The organism is Parageobacillus sp. G301 (assembly GCF_030268025.1).
Lineage (GTDB): Bacteria > Bacillota > Bacilli > Bacillales > Anoxybacillaceae > Parageobacillus_B > Parageobacillus_B toebii.
The window spans coordinates 524,334-548,659 of record NZ_BSDB01000002.1; the positions used below are offsets into that span (position 1 = coordinate 524,334).

At 42.4% G+C, this 24,326-nt stretch carries 22 protein-coding genes, 1 tRNA gene and 1 other RNA gene; 21 read left to right on the forward strand and 3 right to left on the reverse strand.

Annotated elements, in window-relative coordinates:
* Positions 1 to 18 precede the first annotated feature (18 nt).
* From rapZ to QSJ37_RS11295, 4 genes are read left to right on the forward strand one after another with little or no spacing between them, the layout of a single operon-like run.
* Positions 19 to 912, forward strand: a complete 894-nt coding sequence (gene rapZ / locus QSJ37_RS11280; RefSeq protein WP_062677268.1) for an RNase adapter RapZ — start codon at positions 19 to 21, stop codon at positions 910 to 912.
* Positions 909 to 1,880 (forward strand): gluconeogenesis factor YvcK family protein, encoded by a 972-nt coding sequence (locus QSJ37_RS11285; protein ID WP_062755701.1) that lies wholly within the window; start codon positions 909 to 911, stop codon positions 1,878 to 1,880. The genes rapZ and QSJ37_RS11285 overlap by 4 nt, the downstream gene beginning before the upstream one ends.
* Positions 1,881 to 1,913: 33 nt before the next feature.
* Positions 1,914 to 2,876 carry a DNA-binding protein WhiA gene (gene whiA, locus QSJ37_RS11290; protein WP_062677270.1) on the forward strand — a complete coding sequence of 321 codons (963 nt, stop codon included), beginning with the start codon at positions 1,914 to 1,916 and terminating at the stop codon, positions 2,874 to 2,876.
* 17 nt (positions 2,877 to 2,893) lie between these two features.
* The gene (locus QSJ37_RS11295; protein ID WP_015865028.1) at positions 2,894 to 3,151 is read left to right on the forward strand and encodes an HPr family phosphocarrier protein; all 258 of its coding nucleotides are present in this window, start codon (positions 2,894 to 2,896) and stop codon (positions 3,149 to 3,151) included.
* A gap of 45 nt (positions 3,152 to 3,196) precedes the next feature.
* Here QSJ37_RS11295 and clpP read toward each other — a convergent pair whose 3' ends face one another.
* Positions 3,197 to 3,787 carry an ATP-dependent Clp endopeptidase proteolytic subunit ClpP gene (gene clpP, locus QSJ37_RS11300; RefSeq protein ID WP_015865027.1) on the reverse strand — a complete coding sequence of 197 codons (591 nt, stop codon included), beginning with the start codon at positions 3,785 to 3,787 and terminating at the stop codon, positions 3,197 to 3,199.
* 236 nt (positions 3,788 to 4,023) lie between these two features.
* Here clpP and QSJ37_RS11305 point away from each other — a divergent pair.
* From QSJ37_RS11305 to QSJ37_RS11380, 16 genes are all read left to right on the forward strand, one after another.
* Positions 4,024 to 4,095 (forward strand) — tRNA-Arg (locus QSJ37_RS11305).
* Positions 4,096 to 4,324: 229 nt separating this feature from the next.
* The gene (rpoN, locus tag QSJ37_RS11310; protein WP_285755234.1) at positions 4,325 to 5,638 is read left to right on the forward strand and encodes an RNA polymerase factor sigma-54; all 1,314 of its coding nucleotides are present in this window, start codon (positions 4,325 to 4,327) and stop codon (positions 5,636 to 5,638) included.
* Positions 5,639 to 5,644: 6 nt separating this feature from the next.
* Positions 5,645 to 5,890 (forward strand): glutaredoxin family protein, encoded by a 246-nt coding sequence (locus QSJ37_RS11315; RefSeq protein WP_285755235.1) that lies wholly within the window; start codon positions 5,645 to 5,647, stop codon positions 5,888 to 5,890.
* Positions 5,891 to 6,013: 123 nt separating this feature from the next.
* Positions 6,014 to 7,033 carry a sugar-binding transcriptional regulator gene (locus QSJ37_RS11320; protein WP_285755236.1) on the forward strand — a complete coding sequence of 340 codons (1,020 nt, stop codon included), beginning with the start codon at positions 6,014 to 6,016 and terminating at the stop codon, positions 7,031 to 7,033.
* Between the two features lie 42 nt (positions 7,034 to 7,075).
* Positions 7,076 to 8,083: a type I glyceraldehyde-3-phosphate dehydrogenase gene (gap, locus tag QSJ37_RS11325; RefSeq protein WP_285755237.1), complete on the forward strand. Its 1,008-nt coding sequence runs from the start codon at positions 7,076 to 7,078 to the stop codon at positions 8,081 to 8,083.
* A gap of 122 nt (positions 8,084 to 8,205) precedes the next feature.
* Complete coding sequence (locus QSJ37_RS11330; protein WP_285755238.1) at positions 8,206 to 9,390, forward strand: phosphoglycerate kinase; 1,185 nt, start codon at positions 8,206 to 8,208, stop codon at positions 9,388 to 9,390.
* Positions 9,391 to 9,428: 38 nt separating this feature from the next.
* Positions 9,429 to 10,190 (forward strand): triose-phosphate isomerase, encoded by a 762-nt coding sequence (tpiA, locus tag QSJ37_RS11335; protein WP_285756110.1) that lies wholly within the window; start codon positions 9,429 to 9,431, stop codon positions 10,188 to 10,190.
* On the forward strand, positions 10,183 to 11,730 hold the full coding sequence (gene gpmI / locus QSJ37_RS11340; RefSeq protein ID WP_285755239.1) for a 2,3-bisphosphoglycerate-independent phosphoglycerate mutase: 1,548 nt from the start codon (positions 10,183 to 10,185) through the stop codon (positions 11,728 to 11,730). Before tpiA ends, gpmI begins: the two co-directional genes overlap by 8 nt.
* A 2-nt stretch (positions 11,731 to 11,732) precedes the next feature.
* Positions 11,733 to 13,025, forward strand: a complete 1,293-nt coding sequence (gene eno, locus QSJ37_RS11345; RefSeq protein ID WP_017435721.1) for a phosphopyruvate hydratase — start codon at positions 11,733 to 11,735, stop codon at positions 13,023 to 13,025.
* 193 nt (positions 13,026 to 13,218) lie between these two features.
* Positions 13,219 to 13,452, forward strand: coding sequence for a preprotein translocase subunit SecG (gene secG, locus QSJ37_RS11350; RefSeq protein ID WP_015865018.1), 234 nt, complete (start codon positions 13,219 to 13,221; stop codon positions 13,450 to 13,452).
* A gap of 82 nt (positions 13,453 to 13,534) precedes the next feature.
* Positions 13,535 to 14,275, forward strand: a complete 741-nt coding sequence (locus tag QSJ37_RS11355; protein ID WP_062678962.1) for an alpha/beta hydrolase — start codon at positions 13,535 to 13,537, stop codon at positions 14,273 to 14,275.
* 23 nt (positions 14,276 to 14,298) lie between these two features.
* Positions 14,299 to 16,587 (forward strand): ribonuclease R, encoded by a 2,289-nt coding sequence (gene rnr, locus QSJ37_RS11360; RefSeq protein ID WP_285756111.1) that lies wholly within the window; start codon positions 14,299 to 14,301, stop codon positions 16,585 to 16,587.
* A gap of 87 nt (positions 16,588 to 16,674) precedes the next feature.
* Positions 16,675 to 17,142 (forward strand): SsrA-binding protein SmpB, encoded by a 468-nt coding sequence (gene smpB / locus QSJ37_RS11365; RefSeq protein WP_015865015.1) that lies wholly within the window; start codon positions 16,675 to 16,677, stop codon positions 17,140 to 17,142.
* Positions 17,143 to 17,316: 174 nt separating this feature from the next.
* Positions 17,317 to 17,671: a transfer-messenger RNA gene (ssrA, locus tag QSJ37_RS11370) on the forward strand.
* Between the two features lie 281 nt (positions 17,672 to 17,952).
* A complete protein-coding gene (locus QSJ37_RS11375) occupies positions 17,953 to 18,516 on the forward strand; it encodes a 3D domain-containing protein (protein WP_285755242.1) in 564 nt (187 codons plus the stop codon).
* Between the two features lie 246 nt (positions 18,517 to 18,762).
* Positions 18,763 to 19,200, forward strand: coding sequence for a hypothetical protein (locus QSJ37_RS11380; RefSeq protein ID WP_285755243.1), 438 nt, complete (start codon positions 18,763 to 18,765; stop codon positions 19,198 to 19,200).
* A 737-nt stretch (positions 19,201 to 19,937) separates the two neighbouring features.
* Here the strand turns inward: QSJ37_RS11380 and katA are convergent.
* Positions 19,938 to 21,404, reverse strand: coding sequence for a catalase KatA (gene katA, locus QSJ37_RS11385; RefSeq protein WP_285755245.1), 1,467 nt, complete (start codon positions 21,402 to 21,404; stop codon positions 19,938 to 19,940).
* Positions 21,405 to 22,003: 599 nt separating this feature from the next.
* On the opposite strand from katA, the gene QSJ37_RS11390 reads away from it, so the two are divergent.
* Positions 22,004 to 23,044 (forward strand): zinc-dependent alcohol dehydrogenase family protein, encoded by a 1,041-nt coding sequence (locus tag QSJ37_RS11390; RefSeq protein ID WP_285755246.1) that lies wholly within the window; start codon positions 22,004 to 22,006, stop codon positions 23,042 to 23,044.
* A 365-nt stretch (positions 23,045 to 23,409) separates the two neighbouring features.
* On the opposite strand, the gene QSJ37_RS11395 is transcribed toward QSJ37_RS11390, so the two are convergent.
* Positions 23,410 to 23,976, reverse strand: a complete 567-nt coding sequence (locus QSJ37_RS11395; RefSeq protein WP_285756112.1) for an FAD-dependent oxidoreductase — start codon at positions 23,974 to 23,976, stop codon at positions 23,410 to 23,412.
* Positions 23,977 to 24,326 lie beyond the last annotated feature (350 nt).

Here is a 24,326-nt window from a genome sequence, read left to right on the forward strand (position 1 = left end):
TAGAGTGGAGGGAGAGGCATGAGCACAGGTTCGGCCAACCATATTCAAATGGTGATTATAACAGGGATGTCTGGCGCTGGAAAAACGGTCGCTATTCAGAGTTTTGAAGACTTAGGTTTTTTTTGTGTCGATAATTTGCCGCCGACGTTGCTCCCAAAATTTTTGGAGTTGATGAAAGAGTCGGGGAATAAAATGAATAAAGTGGCGTTAGTAATGGATTTGCGAAGCCGTGACTTTTTCGATAGTTTGTTTACCGCGCTAGACGAGTTGGCGGAGCAATCATGGGTGACGCCGCAGATTTTATTTTTAGATGCGAAAGATTCGACGCTTGTGGCGCGATATAAAGAAACGAGACGCACACACCCGCTTGCCCCAAATGGATTGCCGCTTGAAGGCATCCGTTTAGAGCGCAAATTGCTCGAAGAGTTAAAAGGGCGGGCGCAAATTATTTATGATACGTCTGATTTAAAGCCACGGGAGTTAAGGGAAAAAATTTTACAGCAATTTTCTTCTCACACGCAACAGACGTTTACCGTCAACGTGATGTCGTTTGGCTTTAAATACGGCATTCCGATTGACGCTGATTTAGTTTTTGATGTCCGCTTTTTGCCAAATCCTCATTATATTGACCATATGCGGCCGAAAACAGGGTTGGATGAAGAAGTTTCCTCCTATGTGTTAAAGTGGAGTGAAACGCAGAAATTTCTTGAGAAACTAATTGATTTATTAGCCTTTATGCTCCCTCATTATAAGCGAGAAGGAAAAAGCCAGCTTGTGATCGCCATCGGCTGTACAGGGGGGCAGCACCGGTCGGTTGCCATTGCCGAATATATTGCCCGTTATTTTTCGAAAGATTATAAAACCCATGTGTCCCACCGTGACATGGAGAGGAGAAAGGAAAAGCATAAATGAGTGTGAAGCATCAGCCTAAGATTGTCGTTATCGGCGGCGGAACAGGGCTCCCTGTATTGTTGCGCGGCTTGAAGCAGTATGCCATTGATATTACGGCAATCGTTACTGTCGCTGATGATGGCGGCAGCTCAGGAAGATTGCGCGATGAACTAGACATTCCGCCACCGGGAGATGTGCGCAACGTATTGGCAGCGCTGTCAGATGTCGAGCCGCTTATTGTTGAATTGTTCCAACATCGATTTAAAAACGGCAACGGTCTATCAGGACATTCGTTAGGTAATTTAATTTTGGCAGCGTTGACGTCCATTACCGGCGATTTTGTCAAAGCCATCCGCGAGATGAGCAAAGTGCTGAAAGTGCACGGACAAGTATTGCCAGCGGCGAATAAAAGCGTCGTTCTTCATGCGGAAATGGAAGACGGCGTCATTGTTTCTGGAGAATCGAAAATTCCTTATTCCGGCAAAAGGATAAAAAAAGTATTTTTGACACCGGAAAATATTGAACCGCTTCCAGAAACGATTGAAGCGATTCGTTCTGCGGATTTGATCGTCATCGGTCCGGGAAGTTTATATACGAGTATTTTGCCAAATTTACTTGTGCCGAAAATCGGACAAGAAGTTTGTCAAGCAAAAGCAAAAAAAGTGTATATATGTAATGTGATGACCCAAGCGGGTGAGACGCTGCACTACACGGTAAGCGACCATGTCAAAGCGCTCCATGACCATATGGGATGTTTATTTTTGGATGTCGTTGTTGTGAATAATGGTCATATTCCGGAAGAAATTCAAAAACGTTATGCAGAAGAGCTGGCGGAACCGGTGAAGGATGATAGCGACCGGCTCATCGATTTAGGAATTCAAGTGATTCGCGATAATATCGTCAGCTATGAAGATCACGTCATTCGTCACGATACGAAAAAAGTGGCATCGTTACTTATTTCGCTGATTACAGCACCTCCTTCCTCCTGATTACGATGAATGAACCGTTGGAGGTGACTAACCATGTCGTTTGCGTCAGAAACGAAAAAAGAACTAACGAATTTGGAAGTGAAACCGTGCTGTTTAAAAGCAGAATTGTCAGCGCTTCTGCGCATGAATGGTTTGCTGTCTTTTTCCAATCAGCAAATGATTGTGGATGTGCAAACGGAAAATGCCGCGATCGCGCGAAGAATTTATACTCTTTTAAAAAAAGGGTATACGGTAACAGTAGAACTATTAGTTCGAAAAAAAATGCGCCTGAAAAAAAATAATGTATACATCGTTCGAATTATTGACGGCGCTCATGAACTATTAAAGGATTTAAAAATATTGAAGGAGGATTTTTCACTAATTCGCGTGATTTCACCAGAATTAGTGAAAAAAAAGTGCTGTAAGCGTTCTTATTTGCGCGGTGCGTTTCTTGCCGGAGGATCTGTAAACAATCCGGAAACGTCATCGTACCATTTAGAAATTTTTTCTCTTTATGAAGAACATAACAATTCATTATGTGAATTAATGAACAGCCACTTTTTTCTTAATGCCAAAACATTGGAACGAAAAAAAGGGTTTATTACGTATTTAAAAGAAGCGGAAAAAATCTCTGAGTTTTTAAATATTATTGGCGCACATCAAGCGTTATTGCGCTTTGAAGATATTCGCATTGTACGCGATATGAGAAATTCGGTAAACCGTCTTGTCAATTGCGAAACAGCAAACTTAAATAAAACGATTGGCGCAGCGCTTCGCCAAGTAGAAAACATTCGTTATATTGACGAAACCATCGGATTAAGCGCCCTTCCTGATAAATTGCGGGAAATTGCGGAATTGCGGATGATGTACCAAGATGTAACGTTAAAAGAATTAGGCGAGTTAGTATCCGGTGGAAAGATTAGTAAATCAGGAATTAATCACCGTCTGCGAAAAATTGATGAGATTGCGGAACGATTGCGGGCAGGTAAGCCTGTTGATTTTCATAAGTCATTATAAAAAAGGGGAGATGGAGAATGGTAGAGAAACAAGTAGAAGTACGATTAAAAACGGGATTACAAGCACGCCCGGCAGCGTTGTTTGTTCAGGAAGCGAATCGCTTTTCTTCCGATATTTATCTAGAAAAAGACGGAAAGAAAGTGAACGCAAAAAGCATTATGGGGCTAATGAGCCTTGCGATCAGCACCGGTTCTGTCATTAAGTTGATTGCGGATGGTCCGGATGAAAACGAAGCAATTGAAAAATTGGCAAACTATGTACAAAAAGAAAAATAAAGAATAGGCTGCTTCTATGTCAAGCGAAGCAGCCTGTTTTTTGTTTTATTTTTCATCTATACGTGTTAATACACGGTCGATAATGCCGTATTCTTGTGCTTTTTGCGCTGTCATGAAGTTATCGCGGTCTGTATCGCGTTCAATCACTTCGACTGGTTGGCCAGTATTTTCAGCAAGAATGCGATTTAACTTATCGCGCAAGAAGAGAATCCGTTTTGCGGCGATTTCAATTTCTGTCGCTTGACCTTGCGCGCCGCCAAGCGGTTGGTGAATCATAATTTCGCTGTTTGGCAAGGCAAACCGTTTTCCTTTTGCTCCTGCGGCAAGCAAGAACGCACCCATCGAAGCAGCCATACCGATACAAATCGTAGAAACGTCTGGCTTAATAAATTGCATCGTATCATAAATTGCCAAGCCAGCAGTAATCGAACCACCCGGGCTATTGATGTAAAGCGAAATATCTTTTTCAGGATCCTCGGCCGCTAAAAATAATAATTGGGAAACGATCGAGTTTGCCACTTGATCATCAATTGGGCTGCCAAGAATAATAATGCGGTCTTTTAATAAACGAGAATAAATGTCATAAGCACGTTCTCCGCGGCTTGTTTGCTCAATAACTGTAGGAATTAAATTCATGAAGCTTCCTCCTTTACCAATCGCTTAATCGTATGTACCTCTATCATACCTAAATGGTCAATGAAGGTCAAACAAAAAATATCGGCCTTACTTTATTATTATTCGCTATAAACGTAGGACATCCCTTTTTTCATCATAACCTCTTTTTCATTTTTTAAACACATTTTCCCTCTTGCAATATAAAGATGTTTTCAATATAATTGAATATGCAACTGATAATAGCAACTAAATATAATGCCCTCGTAGTGTAGTGGATAGCACGAGAGATTCCGGTTCTCTTAGCGTGGGTTCGAATCCTGCCGAGGGCGTATCAAGTGAAAACCTGCTGCGAAACGCAGCAGGTTTTTTTGTGCCTTGAATATAATATAATCAACAGTCTGGCTCGATGATCGACTGTTGGCGTACCAATCTGCCTTTTTGAATGACGGATAAAGTTCAGTCACCGCCAATGGTTTTATAAACAATAGGTTTAACAATTATTTTTTTATATACTGCCGGGGCGACAGTATTGTACAATAAAAAAAAGGGGGCTTGACAATGAGGGCCGAATTATTGCAGGAGCAGCGACTGAAGCTATCGCTTACAAAGGAATTGACTCAAGCAATCGAACTGTTGCAATATTCTGCTGTGGAATTACAGTCCTTTTTGTATGAGCAGTCGTTGGAAAATCCTTTTCTCGAAATTCGCGACTACCGGTTAAAGCGAAACTTCCGCAACTTATCGGATAAGGAAAAACAGCAGTGGATTGAAAATATGAGCACTTATTCGGAAACGCTTTCATCATATTTAACTGCACAGCTTCCAGCTCTTTCGCTTTCGGAACACGAAGAACGCATCGTGCATTATATGATTGCTTGCCTTGATGAAGATGGGTATTTGCGGGTAAATATCGAAGAAATTGCAGAACGATTTGCTATTTCCAAACAGGAAGCAGAAAAGGCGCTTCAGATCATTCAGTCATTAGAGCCGGCTGGTGTTGGCGCCCGCAACTTGCAAGAATGTTTATATTTACAGTTAAAGCGCTTACCATATCGCGATGAATTCGCGGAACAGATTATACAGCACCATTTTTCGTTATTTGTCGAAAAAGCTTGGAAAACGTTGGCGAAACAACTTGGCGTGGATATCGCTTCATTGCAGCGTGTATGGGATTTAATTCGCACGCTTGAACCGCGTCCTGGCATCCATTATACAAAAGAGAGACCGCATTTTATTGTTCCCGATATAATTGTCCAACGCAGCGAAGAAGGTGATTGGCGCATTTTTTACAATGAAGATGTGCATCCGGAACTCATCTGGAATCGGGTATACGAGCAAAAGATTTCCAGCTGTCAAGACGGGCAGGTTCACGCGTTTGTAAAAGATAAATATCGCCAGTTTTTATGGTTAGCAAAAAGTCTGGAACAGCGCAAACAAACATTGCTGAACATTATGCATGTTATTGTCGATAAACAAAAACAATGTTTTGAAACTGGTTTTGCAGCCTTAAAGCCCCTTAAAATGCGTGAAGTTGCGGAAGAGATTGGCATTCACGAATCTACTGTCAGCCGCGCGGTAAAAAACAAATATGTTCAAACGCCGTTTGGCACAGTGGAACTTCGCCGCTTTTTTTCAAGCGCTGTTTCTTCTGTTTACATGGATGAAGATGCTGCCTCTTCTGTAAAAGTAAAAATGTTTATCAAGCAGTTAATTGAACAGGAAAATAAGCAGCAGCCGCTTTCTGACCAAAAGATCGCCGATTTATTACATGAGCAATACGGTGTGGTGATCTCGCGCAGAACGGTTGCAAAATATCGTGAACAACTGCATATTCCATCATCTGCAAAACGAAAACAGTATGTAGGGAAGTGACAGCAAGTGGTGATCAACTTATACTCGAAAACAAACTGTCCGTTATGTGATAAAGCAAAACAAGTGTTGCAAGAACTGCAACGGGAATTCTCGTTTCAAATCAATGAAATTGATATTTATCAAGATGATGCATTACTGGAAAAATATCAATTGATGATTCCGGTTGTCGAAATCGATGGGGAAGAAGTAGATTTTGGGATGGTTCAAAAAGATGTCATAAGAAAACGTTTACTCGAGGCGCAAAGTGGTTGAACATTATGATTCCTCCTGTTACAATGAATTGTGCAGGGAGGAATTTTTTTTCACACAAGTGGGACATAATAAGTCATAGCGGGACAATTAATGTCCATATATTTTGCAAGGAGAAGGGGACCAATGCAATCATTAATTGAAGCGCAAAAAAAATTATTGCCCGACCTTCTTGAAGTTATGCAAAAAAGATATCGTATTTTGCACTACATTTCGCTTATGCAGCCAATCGGGAGGAGAGTACTGTCGGGCAGTTTAGGAATAACTGAGCGTGTGCTTCGTTCGGAAGTGCAGTTTTTGAAAGAGCAAAATTTGCTAACCATCAGTTCCGCTGGCATGAGTTTGACCCAAGAAGGCAAGGAATTGTTGCATGCGCTCGAGGATGTTATGAGAGAAGTATTAGGCCTAAAAGATTTAGAAACAAAATTAATGGAGAAACTTCATATTGAAGGGGTTATCGTTGTTGCTGGAGATAGTGACCTTTCTCCTTGGGTAAAAAAAGAAATGGGAAGAGCTTGTGTGACCTGCATGAAAGAAAGATTGACAAACGGCGACATCGTGGCAGTGACAGGAGGCACAACACTTGCCGCTGTTGCCGAGATGATGACTCCCGATCCAAAACAAAACCGTATTTTATTTGTTCCGGCACGGGGCGGCTTAGGTGAAGATGTGAAAAACCAAGCGAACACCATTTGTGCAAAGATGGCGGAAAAAGCGTTAGGAAACTATCGGCTTCTTCATGTTCCTGACCACCTAAGTCGTGAGGCGTATGAATCTTTAATTGAAGAACCGACTGTGAAAGAAGTGCTGGAACTTATTAAATCATGCCGCATGGTCGTGCATGGAATCGGAGATGCTATCACAATGGCGGAACGCCGGAAAACCTCAAAAGAGGATATGGAGAAAATTAAAGAACGACATGCGGTTGCCGAAGCGTTTGGCTATTACTTTAATGAGGCAGGAGAAGTTGTGCATAAAGTGAAAACGGTCGGCATCCAGCTTGAAGACCTTCCGAATGTTGAACATGTCATCGCGGTGGCTGGAGGGTCTTCGAAAGCAAAAGCTATTCAGGCGTATATGAAACGAGCGCCTCATTCCATTCTCATTACCGATGAAGGAGCAGCAAGAGCGTTACTAGGGGAGTAACATCCCTTAATATATAAAACCATTTTAAAGGAGGAACCATCCATGGCTGTAAAAATTGGTATTAACGGTTTTGGCCGTATTGGTCGCAATGTTTTTCGTGCGGCATTAAAAAATCCGAATGTTGAAGTAGTAGCGGTAAATGACTTAACGGATGCAAACACATTAGCTCATCTTTTAAAATATGACTCTGTTCACGGAAAATTAGACGCGGAAGTATCCGTTAATGGAAATAATATCGTTGTAAACGGAAAAGAAATCGTTGTAAAAGCGGAGCGCGACCCAGCTAAACTAGCATGGAACGAATTAGGTGTGGACATTGTCGTTGAATCGACAGGTCGCTTCACGAAACGTGAAGACGCGGCAAAACATTTAGAGGCTGGCGCGAAAAAAGTAATCATTTCCGCACCGGCGAAAGACGAAGATATTACGATCGTGATGGGTGTAAACCAAGACAAATACGATCCTGCGAACCATCACATTATTTCCAACGCTTCTTGTACAACGAACTGCTTAGCGCCATTTGCAAAAGTGCTTCATGAAAAATTCGGTATTGTTCGCGGAATGATGACAACAGTTCACGCTTATACGAACGACCAACAAATTTTAGACTTGCCTCATAAAGATTTGCGCCGTGCGCGTGCTGCAGCGGAATCGATTATTCCGACAACAACAGGTGCGGCAAAAGCAGTTGCCCTTGTACTTCCTGAACTAAAAGGCAAACTAAACGGTATGGCAATGCGCGTACCAACACCAAACGTGTCTGTTGTCGACCTTGTTGCGGAGCTTGAAAAAGAAGTAACAGTAGAAGAAGTCAACGCAGCATTGAAAGAAGCGGCGGAAGGCGAATTAAAAGGCATCTTAGCTTACAGTGAAGAGCCGCTTGTATCTCGCGACTATAATGGCAGCACGGCATCTTCGACCATCGACGCGCTTTCCACAATGGTCCTGGAAGGAAAAATGGTAAAAGTCGTTTCTTGGTACGATAATGAAACAGGCTACTCTCATCGTGTTGTCGACCTTGCAGCATATATTGCATCCAAAGGACTATAAGGATAGGCGTTGTTTTTAGCACCCAGTCAAGTCTATAATAGGATGGTGGAGGGGAGCGGGGAAATGATCCCCACTCCTCTTCGTTTGTGGGAACGATATCATCAAAAAGGGGGCATAGCGCCATGAACAAAAAAACGGTTCGGGACGTAGATGTGAAAGGAAAACGAGTGTTTTGCCGTGTCGACTTTAATGTGCCGTTGGAAAATGGTGCGATTACAGACGACACACGCATTCGCGCAGCACTTCCAACGATTCGTTATCTAATGGAACAAGGTGCAAAAGTGATCCTAGCGAGCCATCTTGGCCGGCCAAAAGGAAAAGTCGTCGAAGAATTACGCTTAAATGCGGTTGCACGGCGTTTAAGTGAACTGCTTGGAAAACATGTGACAAAAACAGATGAGGCATACGGCGATGCAGTAAAAGAAGCAATTTCGAAAATGAATGAAGGCGATGTATTGCTTCTAGAAAACGTTCGTTTTTACCCAGGTGAAGAGAAAAACGATCCAGAGCTTGCGAAAGCATTTGCTGAATTGGCCGATATTTATGTGAACGATGCGTTTGGTGCTGCCCATCGGGCTCATGCTTCTACAGAAGGAATTGCACACTATTTGCCAGCCGTTGCTGGATTTTTAATGGAAAAAGAAATTGAAGTGCTTGGAAAAGCTCTTTCTAACCCAGATCGTCCATTTACGGCGATCATTGGCGGCGCAAAAGTAAAAGACAAAATCGGCGTCATTGAAAACTTACTAAATAAAGTGGACAACCTTATTATCGGTGGAGGGCTTGCGTATACGTTTGTTAAAGCGCTTGGCCATGAAATTGGAAAATCATTGCTAGAAGAAGATAAGATTGAACTGGCAAAATCATTTATGGAAAAAGCGAAAGAAAAAGGGGTTAATTTCTATATGCCGGTTGACGTCGTCGTAGCCGATCGGTTCGCGAACGACGCCAATACGAAAGTCGTTGCGATTGATGAGATTCCAAGCGATTGGGAAGCGCTCGATATTGGGCCGAAAACGCGTGAGCTTTATCGCGATGTCATTATGAAATCCAAGCTTGTTGTTTGGAATGGTCCAATGGGCGTATTTGAAATGGATGCTTTTGCCGAAGGAACAAAAGCGGTTGCCCAAGCGTTGGCGGATGCTGTCGATACATACTCGGTCATCGGCGGCGGCGATTCGGCAGCGGCAGTAGAAAAATTCGGCTTGGCGGAAAAAATGAGCCATATCTCCACCGGTGGCGGCGCATCGCTTGAATTTATGGAAGGAAAACAACTTCCTGGAGTGGTTGCGTTAAACGATAAATAACGCGCTAACTCCTTTCTTGAGAAAGGAAGGGATCAATGATGAGAAAACGAATTATCGCAGGAAACTGGAAAATGCATAAAACATTGACAGAAGCGGTACACTTCGTTGAAGAAGTGAAACGGCTTGTTCCACCAGCGGAACAAGTCGACACCGTCATTTGCGCACCTTTCCTATTTTTAGAGCGGCTTGTGCAAAGTGCGCAAGGATCTGATTTAAAAATTGGCGCGCAAAATATGCATTTTGAAGACAAAGGAGCGTTTACTGGCGAAATTAGCCCAGTTGCGCTGAAAGATATCGGTGTTACTTACGTTATTATCGGTCATTCCGAACGCCGCGAAATGTTTGCGGAAACGGATGAAACGGTGAATAAAAAAGTACTTGCCGCTTTTAAACACGGGCTTATTCCAATTGTTTGCTGCGGTGAAACGTTAGAACAACGGGAAAGCGGCAAAACAAATGACATTGTTGGCGTGCAAGTAAAAAGAGCGCTAGCCGGCTTAACCGTAGAACAAGCAAAACAAGTGGTCATTGCTTATGAACCAGTTTGGGCAATTGGCACGGGCAAATCATCGACCGCTGAAGATGCAAATGAAGTATGCGGTCATATCCGTTCGATTCTTGCAGACATCTTTTCAGAAGAAGTGGCCCAAGCCGTACGCATTCAGTACGGTGGCAGCGTAAAACCGGAAAACATTCGCGAATTTTTAGCGCAAGAACATATTGATGGCGCCCTTGTCGGCGGTGCAAGCCTCGATCCAAAATCATTTTTACAACTAGTGGAGGCTGGACAACATGAGTAAAAAACCAGTGGCGTTAATCATTTTAGACGGATTCGCGCTTCGCGAAGAAACGTATGGCAATGCGGTAGCGCAAGCGAAAAAACCGAATTTTGACCGCTATTGGAACGAATATCCGCACGCTACATTAACTGCTTGCGGCGAAGCGGTCGGGCTTCCAGAAGGACAAATGGGGAACTCGGAAGTCGGTCACTTGAATATCGGTGCCGGCCGCATTGTCTATCAAAGCTTAACACGCGTAAACATTGCGATTCGCGAGGGAGAGTTTGACCGGAACGAAACGTTTTTAGCGGCGATGAATCATGTAAAAGAAAAAGGAACGAATTTGCACATTTTCGGTCTTCTCTCCGACGGCGGCGTTCATAGCCATATTAACCATCTATATGCGCTATTAAGATTAGCCGCTAAAGAAGGCGTAAAAAACGTTTACGTTCACGGCTTCTTAGATGGCCGCGATGTCGGACCGCAAACGGCGCCGAAATATATTAAAGAACTGCAAGAAAAAATAAAAGAGTACGGTGTCGGTGAAATCGCGACCTTATCAGGCCGCTATTACTCGATGGACCGCGATAAGCGGTGGGAGCGCGTTGAAAAAGCGTACCGTGCGATGGTATATGGAGAAGGACCGACGTATCGCGATCCTCTTGAATGCATTGAAGACTCTTATCAACATGGCATTTACGATGAGTTCGTTCTTCCATCCGTTATGGTACGCGAAGACGGATCGCCGGTGGCGACGATTAAAGACGAAGACGCGATCATTTTCTACAACTTCCGTCCAGACCGGGCGATTCAAATTTCGAACACGTTTACGAACGAAGACTTCCGCGAGTTCGACCGCGGACCGAAACATCCGAAAAACTTGTTCTTTGTCTGCTTGACACACTTTAGCGAAACGGTAAAAGGGTATGTTGCGTTTAAACCGACAAATCTGGATAATACGCTCGGTGAAGTTATATCACAACATGGATTGCGCCAGCTTCGCATTGCGGAAACGGAAAAATATCCGCATGTTACGTTCTTTATGAGCGGCGGACGAGAAGAGAAGTTTCCAGGTGAAGACCGCATCTTAATCAACTCACCAAAAGTTGCGACGTATGACTTGAAACCGGAAATGAGCGCTTACGAAGTAACGGATGCGCTCCTGAAAGAAATTGAAGCAGATAAATATGATGCAATCATTTTAAACTATGCGAACCCGGACATGGTCGGCCACTCCGGCAAGCTGGAGCCGACAATTAAAGCGGTCGAAGCGGTCGATGAATGTCTTGGCAAAGTCGTCGACGCGATTTTAGCCAAAGGTGGCATCGCCATTATTACGGCAGACCACGGAAACGCGGATGAAGTATTGACGCCGGATGGCAAACCGCAAACCGCGCATACGACAAATCCGGTTCCAGTGATCGTAACGAAAAAAGGCATCGAGCTTCGCAAAGACGGAATTTTAGGCGATTTAGCGCCAACCATGCTTGATTTGCTTGGCTTGCCACAGCCGAAAGAAATGACGGGAAAAACATTAATTATCAATAAAAGGAGAGTGTGAACATGTCTGCAATTGTAGATGTATACGCACGTGAAGTATTAGACTCTCGCGGCAATCCGACAGTAGAAGTGGAAGTATATACGGAAGATGGCGGTTTTGGCCGCGCATTAGTACCAAGCGGTGCATCAACAGGAGAATACGAAGCAGTCGAATTGCGCGACGGCGATAAAAGCCGTTATCTTGGCAAAGGCGTATTAAAAGCGGTGGAAAACGTCAATGAAATTATCGCACCGGCGATTATCGGCTTTGAAGTGACAGATCAAGTTGGCATTGACAAAACGTTAATCGAACTAGACGGAACAGAAAACAAAAGCAAATTAGGGGCAAACGCGATTTTAGGCGTATCTTTGGCAGTAGCGCGCGCAGCAGCAGATGAATTAGACATGCCATTATACCAATATCTTGGCGGATTTAACGCGAAAACATTGCCTGTGCCGATGATGAACATTTTAAACGGCGGCGCGCATGCTGATAACAATGTTGATATTCAAGAATTTATGATTATGCCTGTCGGCGCGAAAAGCTTCCGTGAAGCGCTTCGCATGGGCGCAGAAATTTTCCATAGCTTAAAAGCGGTATTAAAAGCAAAAGGCTACAACACTGCGGTAGGTGACGAAGGCGGATTCGCGCCAAACTTAAAATCGAACGAAGAAGCGCTGCAAACGATCATTGAAGCGATTGAAAAAGCCGGTTATAAACCAGGCGAAGAAGTTATGCTTGCGATGGACGTTGCTTCTTCCGAGCTTTACAACAAAGAAGACGGCAAATACCATCTTGAAGGCGAAGGCGTTGTAAGAACGTCCGAAGAAATGGTCGCATGGTATGAAGAACTCGTTTCAAAATACCCAATCATTTCCATCGAAGACGGTTTAGATGAAAACGACTGGGAAGGCCATAAGCTATTAACAGAACGTCTCGGCAAAAAAGTACAGCTTGTCGGTGACGACTTGTTTGTAACGAATACGAAAAAACTAGCGGAAGGAATCGAAAAAGGCGTCGGCAACTCGATTCTGATTAAAGTCAACCAAATCGGTACATTAACCGAAACGTTCGATGCGATTGAAATGGCAAAACGCGCTGGATATACTGCCGTTGTTTCCCACCGTTCTGGTGAAACGGAAGACAGCACGATCGCTGACATCGCGGTAGCGACAAACGCCGGTCAAATTAAAACAGGGGCGCCTTCCCGCACCGACCGCGTCGCGAAATACAACCAATTGCTTCGCATCGAAGATCAGCTTGGCGACACAGCGATTTACAACGGCATTAAATCGTTCTATAACTTGAAAAAATAATGATTAAGCAAGGGAACCTAACCGAATCGTTCGGTTAGGTTCTTTTTATTTCATAAAATAATGGATTATTTTTTTGTTTTAGAAGAAATTTGCTATAATGAATAATGCATGCTCCTCATTCCTATTGTGCAAGCTCCGCGTTTATGTTAAACTGAAAGCATTGTAGTGCGTGTTTTTAAAGGAGGATTAGGCAATGCATACATTGCTTGTCACATTGTTAGTCATTGTTTCGATTGGACTTATCGTGATCGTTTTGTTGCAATCGGGAAGAAGCGCGGGCCTTTCCGGCGCCATTACAGGCGGTGCGGAGCAGCTGTTTGGAAAGCAAAAAGCGCGCGGATTGGACGCGGTATTGCAACGCATTACAGTTGTGTTGGCAGTGTTGTTTTTTGTATTATCGATTGCGGTGACGTATATGCAACTTTAATGATGAAAACAATGGGGGCGGTCCAACCATTTGCTCGGGCTGCCTTTTCTGTTTTTTCATATAAAGAAAGGAGTTGTGCATTATGAAGATCGTCCCACCAAAGCCATTTTTCTTTGAAGCAGGAGAACGTGCGGTTTTATTGCTTCATGGTTTTACTGGAAACTCGTCGGATGTAAGAATGTTGGGACGTTTTCTTGAATCAAAAGGATATACATGCCATGCGCCGATTTATAAAGGCCATGGGGTGCCGCCAGAAGAGCTTGTACATACCGGACCGGATGACTGGTGGCAAGATGTAATGAACGCTTATGAATTTTTAAAAAATAAAGGATACGAAAAAATCGCAGTCGCTGGACTATCGCTTGGCGGCGTATTTTCCCTTAAATTAGGCTACACTGTACCTGTAGTAGGAATTATTCCAATGTGCGCGCCGATGTATATTAAAAGCGAAGAAACCATGTATCAAGGTGTGCTGCAGTATGCGCGCGAATATAAAAAACGGGAAGGAAAAACGCCGGAACAAATTGAAAAAGAAATGGAAGAGTTTAAAAAGACGCCGATGAAAACGTTAAAGGCGCTGCAAGAGCTGATTGCGGATGTACGCGACCATATCGATTTAATTTATGCGCCGACATTTGTCGTGCAAGCGCGCCACGATGAAATGATTAACCCTGATAGTGCCAATATTATTTATAACGGTATTGAATCACCAGTAAAAAAAATCAAATGGTATGAAGAATCGGGCCATGTCATTACGCTAGATAAAGAAAAAGAACAGCTGCATGAAGATATTTTTGAGTTTTTAGAGTCGTTAGATTGGTAATCATATTGAAAGGAGGGAAAATGATGGATCAATCATTAGTCGATCGAATTTTAACGTTTATGCGGGACGAGGCGTACAAGCCTCTTACTGTTCAAGAGTTGGAAGAAGCGTTCGGCATTACGGATGCGGCAGAGTTCAAGGAATTTGTGAAGGCGCTTGTCGCTATGGAAGAACAAGGGCTTGTTGTGCGTACGAGAAGCAATCGCTACGGTGTGCCGGAAAAAATGAACTTAGTGCGCGGAAAAGTGTCCGGACACGCAAAAGGGTTTGCTTTCGTTGTGCCGGAAGATCCGTCGCTCGACGATATTTTCATCCCGCCTTCCGAGATGAAAAACGCGATGCATGGCGATACCGTATTAGTGCGTGTGCATTCCGAATCGTCAGGCGCCCGCAGGGAAGGAACGATTGTACGGATTTTAGAACGCGGTGTCACCGAAGTTGTCGGAACTTATACGGAAAGCAAGTATTTCGGATTTGTCATTCCGGATGATAAAAAAATTGTCAATGACATTTTTATTCCGAAACATGCCGCTAACGGTGCTGTGGAAGGACATAAAGTGGTCGTGCGGTTGACATCGTACCCGCAAGGACGAATGAGCGCCGAAGGAGAAGTTATTAAAATTCTCGGCCATAAAAACGACCCAGGTGTTGATATTTTATCGATTATTCATAAATACGGCCTTCCACTCCAATTTCCAGATGAAGTAATCGAACACGCCAACAGCATTTCCGATACGATTTCGGAGAAGGACCTGCAAGGCCGCCGCGATTTGCGCGACCAAATGATCGTCACGATCGACGGCGAAGACGCGAAAGACTTAGACGACGCTGTAACGGTCACTAAGCTCGAGAATGGAAATTACAAGCTTGGCGTCCACATTGCCGATGTCAGCTATTATGTGGAAGAAGGCTCGCCAATTGACCGCGAAGCATACGAACGAGGGACAAGCGTTTATTTGGTGGATCGCGTCATTCCGATGATTCCGCATCGTTTGTCTAACGGCATTTGTTCCTTAAATCCGAAAGTCGACCGCTTAACACTTTCATGTGAAATGGAAATTAACGAACGCGGCGAAGTCGTCAGCCACGAAATTTTCCAAAGCGTCATTCGTACGACAGAGCGGATGACGTATTCGGATGTGAACAAAATTCTCGTTGATAAAGACGAGGAACTAAGAAAAAAATACGAACCGCTTGTGCCAATGTTTGAATTGATGGCAGAGCTTGCGGAAATTTTGCGCAATAAACGGATGAAGCGCGGTGCGATTGATTTCGACTTTAAAGAAGCAAAAGTGCTTGTGGATGAGAATGGAAAACCTTATGATGTCGTGCTTCGTGAACGATCGGTGGCGGAGCGGCTTATTGAAGAATTTATGCTGGTGGCGAACGAAACGGTCGCTGAACATTTTCATTGGTTAAACGTTCCGTTTATTTATCGTGTTCACGAAGATCCAAAACCAGAAAAGCTGCAGCGTTTTCTCGAATTTATTACAAACTTTGGCTACGTCGTCAAAGGGACAGGAAACCAAATTCATCCGCGCGCGCTCCAAGAAATTTTAGAAGCGGTTCGCGGCGAGCCGGAAGAAATGGTCATATCGACGGTGATGCTTCGTTCGATGAAACAGGCGCGCTATGACGCGGAAAGTCTTGGACACTACGGATTATCGACCGATTTTTATACGCATTTTACATCTCCGATCCGCCGTTATCCAGACTTAATTGTGCACCGTCTCATTCGCACGTACTTAATTAATGGGCAAATGGATGAACAAACCCAACGAAAATGGGCCGAAAAGCTTCCAGACATCGCTGAACACGCATCCGATATGGAGCGCCGCGCTGTGGAAGCCGAGCGGGAAACGGATGATTTGAAGAAAACAGAGTTTATGGAAGATAAAATCGGCATGGAGTTTGACGGAATTATTAGCTCGGTTACGAACTTCGGCCTTTTTGTCGAACTCCCGAACACGATCGAAGGGCTTGTTCATGTCAGCTACTTAACGGACGACTATTATCGCTATGATGAACGGCATTACGCCATGATCGGTGAGCGAACCGGAAAAGTGTACCGCATCGGCGATGAGATTACCGTGCGTGTCATTAACGTGAACAAAGATGAGCGGATCGTCGACTTTGAAATTGTCGGCATGAAAGGCCGCCGTCCTAAAGAGGCAAAAAGTGCACCTGTCGTTATTGAAGGGAAAAAGCGGAAAAAAACAAATAGACAAAATGGAAAAGCGAAAAAATCAAAGAAATTTTACGAAGACGTTCCACAGCTAAAAGCAAAAAAGAAGAAAAAGAAAAAACGATAAGGAAAAGTCTCGATAGCAAGAGACTTTTCCTTCTTCACGTTTTTTGTTAAAATCATAGTTGCACGATATGAGGAGGAAGGACGTCGTATGCCAAAAGGTGAAGGGAAACTGATTGCCCAAAACAAAAAAGCGCATCACGATTATTTTATCGAAGAAACGTATGAAGCGGGGATTGTCCTGCAAGGAACGGAAATTAAATCGATTCGCGCTGGAAAAGTTAATTTAAAGGATTCATTTGCGAAGGTCGAAAAAGGGGAAGTATTTCTTCATAATATGCATATTAGTCCGTATGAACAAGGGAACCGTTATAACCATGACCCATTGCGGACAAGAAAGCTTCTTCTTCATCGCCGTGAAATTAATAAGCTGATTGGTTACACAAAAGAACAAGGCTATACGCTCGTTCCGTTAAAGCTATATATTAAAAACGGTTTTGCCAAAGTGTTGTTAGGCGTTGGCAAAGGAAAGAAAAAATATGACAAACGCGAAGATATGAAACGAAGAGAAGCACAACGGGAAATCGAACGTGCTTTTCGCGAACGGCAAAAATTATAATTCCAAGACTTTACAATTGAAAATTAAGTGCATTATGTTATAATGAATAACACAAACGGCAAAAAATATGATTCCAAAACTTTATAATTGAAAATTAAATGCATTATGTTATAATCAATAATGCAAAAGCCAGTTATCCAAAGCTTAAGCTTATCGTTATCGCTTCTCCATCACGGGGACGATACGGATTCGACAGGGATAGGTCGCGCTTAAGCTGCGAGCCGAGGGGATCGTCCTCGTAAAAAACGTCACTTAAAGATAACTGGCAAAGAAAACTACGCTTTAGCTGCCTAATTAAACGCAGCTAGCTCCTCCCGCCATCGCCCACGTGGTGGTGCAGGGGCTCATAACGAGTGGGCTACGCCCGAGTCCGCCGCCTGAGGACGAGGGAAGAGAACAATCAGGCTAGCTGCTCGGAGGCCTGTCGGTAGGCGGAAGATGCAGCGAAACCGAAATATACCGACTACGCTCGTAGATGCTTAAGTGGCGATATCTCTGGACGTGGGTTCGACTCCCACCGTCTCCATTACATAATCATACGCTCAAAAATAAATCAACGGACTTGCCGATAATGGCAAGTCCGTTTTTTCATTGATTCTATGTCAATTGTTCGGGTGCACTTGATATAAAGTGCACTTTTTTTATATGAAAGAACAAGATGATACAATTATGTCTTCATTTTGTAACATAATTACTAACTCTATGAAACATAATTGTTATATTTTATTGATATTATACTGTTACGAATCCTAGTACGAATCCAAGCAAGTATTCTATTGTTACGAATTTAAGCAAGGAGGGAGTAGTATCTTGAAAAAGCTACTATTATATATTACTTCATCAATCTTTCTAGCGTTCGGATTTTCAGGAGCTGCATCGGCAGCCGGCACATATCAGGTAAAAAGTGGTGATACTCTTTGGGGCATAGCTAAAAAGTATAAAGTGACTGTCAGCCAGCTAAAGAGCTGGAATAACCTTAAAAGCGATTTGATCAGACCAAAACAGGTTTTAAAGATTTCAGGAACGGCAACCAAAGCGCCTGTTAAAACTACGGTAAAAAAGGCAGCAGCCAAAACAGCAGCGTACAAAACACTCACCGTTAAAGCATATGCTTATACAGTAAACTGCAAAGGCTGCAGCGGAATAACGGCTACAGGCTTAAATTTAAAGAAAAACCCTTCGATTAAAGCAATTGCCGTTGATCCGAAGGTAATTCCACTAGGTTCAAAGGTTTATGTGGAAGGTTACGGCTATGCGGTTGCAGCGGATAAAGGAGTCGGAATCAAAGGAAACAAAATTGACGTATTCATGCCTACAAAAGCAAAAGCTATCCAATGGGGCGTCAGAACTGTAAAAGTTAGAGTATATAGATAATCAAAGAGCCGGCATGATGCCGGCTTTTTTCATATTTAAATATTAAATATTTATCATTATATTTATATAATATCAGCATTGCAACGCCTGTTGATGTCTGACAACCTGTGAACTTACCATTTCCTACATAGATTCCAACATGAACATCTTTCTTTCCAAATTAGTAGAATGGTCACATGTATTTTATTTCCAATAAAGTTATAATTTATTAGGGAGTTTTACTATAATATAAGGAGGTCATACATAGTGAAGAAATTCAAAAAAAGTTTTATTGTAATCATGATGTCATTTGTGATGGCGCTAGGTTTTGCTGATATAGGTGCAGAAGGTGCAAGCGCGAAAACATGGAAGGTCACAGGTTCATTGTATACAACATGGTACGTAAGTGGGTACTTTTCTAACTACGTAATAGTAAGCAAAACCTTTACACAAACGCAACCGGGGTATAGTACTATAATTGCAGGCGTGGAGGCTAATAGTAAAGCAAAAGGCTATTTTACGGCTTATTTACAGAAGAAATCTGGCAGTAAGTGGATAACGATAAAAACAGTGAAAGTTAAAAGGAATGGATATACTAGTTTAACGTATCATTCCGCGACAAAAGCCACATACCGTTATATGTTTGTAAATACCGGTTCAAAAACAAGAGTTAATTATACCTTTAGTGTCAAGCAAGCAATTTAGTAAAGAGAGTTGCCGATAAACGGCAGCTCAGCTTGTCGACAAAGTCGACAAGTTGAACGGACTTGCCATATCGGCAAGTCCGTTGATTTATTTTAATCTCCAAGGGATATGGTTATGTAAGAAGTTCGTCTTTGAACTCATGGATGGCGTTAGAGACGATGCCGGGAATCTCCATCTTTTCAGTTGCAAATGAAATGTTTCCATCGTTGTTCTATTTAACATACTCTATTCTCCTTACCTACTTGGAACTTCCCTAATTTCCGTCTCCTTCTAATGCCCTGCCATCTTTCAAATATCTATCTCGATTTTTTATAAATTTACCAACTGTCAAATAATGGATTCTTTTTTTGAGCTTTTATCCCAAAATGAAAAAACAGAACAGCCATGGCCAAAGCGATGATAATATTCCTTCCGTCTCATCCCTTTGTTGACGTGACGGAGAACCGATTATGTTTGCTGCATATTACGCTGACAAAAGAAAAATAGCTGCATAAACAAGAGCTTTTCTCTCTGCTTAACGTGTCCGTTTTCTTGACATAACACCAATTTCCAACATGATGAAAAAACTAAACGCTAAAAATCGTACGGAAGCGGTGGCAAAAGCGATACGGATGGGAATTATTTCGTGAATAACATTACATCCAAATTTTATAAAAGAGAGATGTCAAAGAAGGCGGATGAAAAAATGAAAAGGATAGACGTTGTCAGTCAGCGTCTATCCTTGGTTTATCTATCCGCTATGCCTTTGTGATCACATCGTCTGGGACGCTTAAGCCAAGCCCTTCGGCAACGCGGCGGCCGTAGTCAGGATCGGCTTTATAGAAGTGGCGGATTTGCCGCAATTTAATATCTTCTTTTGTGACTTGTTTCATCGATTCGACGATGTTTTTCACTAAGCGGGCTTTTTCTTCTTCACTCATGAGACGGTATAAGTCGCCTGCTTGCGTATAATGATCATCGTCGTCATATGGCACGCTTTCTGCCACGCCGGATACTGGGAATGGAGTTGTTTTATGCTCCGGTACTTCCGTTGGGCCACCGAAGCTGTTTGGTTCATAGTAGACGGAACCGCCTCCGTTATTATCAAAGCGCATAAAGCCATCGCGTTGATAATTGTTTACTTCCACGCGCGGGCGGTTGATCGGAAGCAAGTTATGGTTCACGCCAACGCGGTAACGGTGCGCATCCGCATAAGCGAACAAACGGGCTTGCAACATTTTGTCCGGTGACGGCTCAACGCCAGGAACAAGGTTTCCAGGAGAGAATGTCGCTTGTTCGACTTCGGCAAAGTAGTTTTCCGGATTGCGGTTTAATACCATACGGCCGACTTCAATTAACGGATAATCTTTATGTGACCAAACTTTTGTGACGTCAAATGGATTGAAACGGTATGTTTTTGCGTCTTCTAGCGGCATAATTTGCACATATAATGTCCAAGATGGATAGTCGCCTTTTTCGATGGCGTTATATAAATCTTCCGTATGGTAATCCGGATTTTCTCCGGCGATTTTAACCGCTAGTTCCGGATCCATGTTTTTGACGCCTTGGTTTGTTTTAAAGTGGTATTTTACCCATACTGCTTCGCCTTTTTCATTCACCCATTTGAATGTATGGCTTCCGTATCCGTTCATATGACGGTAAGTGAGCGGAATGCCGCGATCCCCGAACAAATAAGTGACTTGGTGCAAAGATTCCGGAGATAAAGACCAGAAATCCCACATTGCTGTTGGATTTTTCAAATGTGTGCGCGGATCGCGTTTTTGTGTATGGATAAAATCCGGGAATTTAATCGCATCACGAATAAAGAAAATTGGTGTGTTGTTGCCTACAATATCGTAGTTTCCCTCTTCTGTGTAAAACTTCACCGCAAAACCGCGCGGGTCGCGAACTGTATCCGCAGATCCCAATTCACCGGCGACAGTAGAGAAGCGGACGAACACAGGTGTGCGTTTTCCAACACCATTAAACACTTTTGCTTTTGTATACTTCGACATATCGTTCGTTACTTCGAAATAACCATGCGCACCTGCGCCTTTCGCATGTACGACACGTTCTGGAACGCGTTCTCTATTGAAATGTGCCAGTTTTTCAAGAAGATGTACGTCTTGGATTAATGTCGGTCCGGGATTACCGGCCGTTATCGAGTTTTGGTTATCGCCAACAGGTGCTCCCCAACTAGTTGTGAGCTTTTTTTTATCTGACATCGTTTATTTCCCCCCATTTTCATTTTCGTCTTCATAACAAATGATAACATTTATCAAATTAAAGTCAATACTTATTTATAATAATTATAAAAATATATTTATAATAAAATCATATTTAAAATAATATAACAACTATTCAGATAATTAAGTTGCCATATGTACGAAAATGCATAAGCTGTTATCAATATTATCGCTCCAACTGAAAATCATGATAGTGTCCATCCCTTGGTAGTTGGTTTGGCTGCTGAATGATTTTCAAGGTGGCGGATTTTTATGTGCATTTATGCATCCGTTATGAGTTTTGCATCTTCATTTAATTAAAAAAACGTCTGATTTATGCATATGACTCCTGATAAAAGAGAATTAGTATGATTTACAGTTGTTTTTCTATTAAGTAATGCAAAGCATCCTAATTTTAATTGATCAGCCCGAGACAATTTGATGTATTTAAGATTTTGGCTTTGATGAGAATTTATTAGGTTCATCATCAAAGGAGATCAAAGCCTAGACAGAAAAAATTATGACAAAATATTGACATAATTCGACACATTTTGTAGAATAAAAGTTGTAATAATCCAATTTTTTTAGGAGGACTAAAAATGAAAGCGCTTACCTACCTAGGACCAGGAAAAAAAGAAGTAATGGAAAAGCCAAAACCAAAGATTGAAAAGGAAACAGATGCAATCGTTAAGATTACAAAAACAACGATTTGTGGAACAGACTTGCATATTCTTAAAGGAGATGTTCCTACTGTAGAAGAAGGCCGGATTTTAGGCCATGAAGGTGTAGGAATTATTGAAGAAGTTGGTTCAGCAGTAAAAAATTTTAAAAAAGGCGATAGAGTGTTGATTTCTTGTATTACCTCCTGCGGAAGATGCGAAAATTGCAAAAAAGGGTTGTATGCTCATTGTGAAGATGGAGGCTGGATCTTAGGACACTTAATTGACGGAACCCAAGCGGAGTATGTAAGAATCCCATACGCAGACACAAGTCTTTATCCGATTCCGGAAGGCGTGGATGAAGAGGCACTCGTCATGCTTAGTGACATTCTTCCGACAGGATTTGAAATTGGTGTGTTAAACGGCAAGGTTCAGCCTGGACAAACCGTTGCCATTATCGGAGCTGGTCCTGTAGGTATGGCAGCGCTGTTAACAGCTCAGTTTTATTCGCCTGCGGAGATCATTATGGTTGATTTAGACGATAACCGTTTAGAAGTTGCGAAAAAATTTGGTGCGACTCAAGTAGTCAACAGTTCCGACGGAAAGGCCATTGAAAAAATTATGGAACTAACCGGCGGAAAAGGCGTGGACGTCGCGATGGAAGCCGTCGGAATTCCAGTAACATTTGATATTTGCCAGGAAATTGTAAAACCAGGCGGTCATATAGCCAATGTCGGTGTTCATGGAAAAAGCGTGGAGTTTCATATTGAAAAATTATGGATCCGTAACATTACGCTAACAACCGGCCTTGTCAATACGACTTCTACACCGATGTTATTAAAAACGGTGGAGTCGAAAAAATTGAAACCGGAACAATTAATTACACATCGCTTTGCTTTTTCTGACATTATGAAAGCTTATGAGGTATTTGGCAACGCAGCAAAAGAAAAAGCATTAAAAGTCATTATTTCCAACGACTAAAAAAATCAATTCTTGATCATTAGAGCCTGTATCATTCCCTATACAATGATACGGGTTCTTTTTTACACAATTGCTCGATTTAGTGTTTGTTACCGACCAAGTTAATTTGCCTTCAACATTTTGACAAGAGAGCAAGAAGATTTTTCCCGCTCGTTTGCCGGACAACTATGTAAATTTCCAATGGGTAAATGGACATCCTAATGTACATAGCTCCTATATTGGAGAATTTACGCTGTATTGATCGAAGTGACGGACGATTTGAGGAAAGACGAAGCGAGAGATCCGTTATTGTTATTTAAAGGGAAAGTATCGAAGCATCGAGAAGGGATAATAAACGAAGAACTGCCCACATTTGTGGGCAGCTTTTATTTTGTTTTTAATACATCATGATCCACATACCGTTCACCGTTTAATTCGCTAATGATGTTAATCGCTACTTTCGCTCCATCGCCAGCGGTGATAATGGTATGTACGCTGACGCCAGCCACTGTTCCGGCCGCCCAAATTCCATCGATATTTGTGCGTCCGTTCTCATCTACATCAATAATTGTTTTAATGCGCGGCTCGGTTCCTGGCTTTGTTTTCACTCCAATTTTTTCAGCGAGGTCGGTTGCTACACCAGTTGCTAAAATAACATGTTTTGCTTCAAATGTTTGGTTTTCAGTTTCCACTTGAAAGCCCGTTTCTGATTTTTGGATGTTGACAACTTGGCCATTCACAAGTTCTGCTCCAAATTTGACCGCTTGTTTTTTTCCTGTTTCCACTAAATCTGGACCTGTGGCTTCCATGACTCCATAGTGATTTTCAATCCAAGCCCGTTTTGTAATGCTTTTGTCGTTGTCAATCAGTAATGTCTTTTTTCCCGCTTTTGCGGTAAAAATAGCAGCGCTTGCCCCGGCAGGTCCAGCCCCGATAATGGCAACATCATACATCGTTTCATCCCATCCTTTTTGTTGGAATATTTCTTCATTATTTATTATAACATCAACACCATTTTCATCCAAATTAATGTGCTTTCTAAATTTAAAATTATTATTATTTAATATTGATTATTTAAAAATAATATATATAATAGATGGTAGAAATAATTATTTCGCAACAGTGAAAAGGAGAGCATAAACATGCGCAAACAAATCATTTGTGAACAATGTCATCAGCCGATTCGTCGGTTAAAACATTCGATTCTTTGTCAATGTGGGATGAAGATTATTCAGCATAAGTAATGGAAAATAAATAACATTATATAAACATGACCAGCAAGGTTTCTGGCATAGTTTCATTT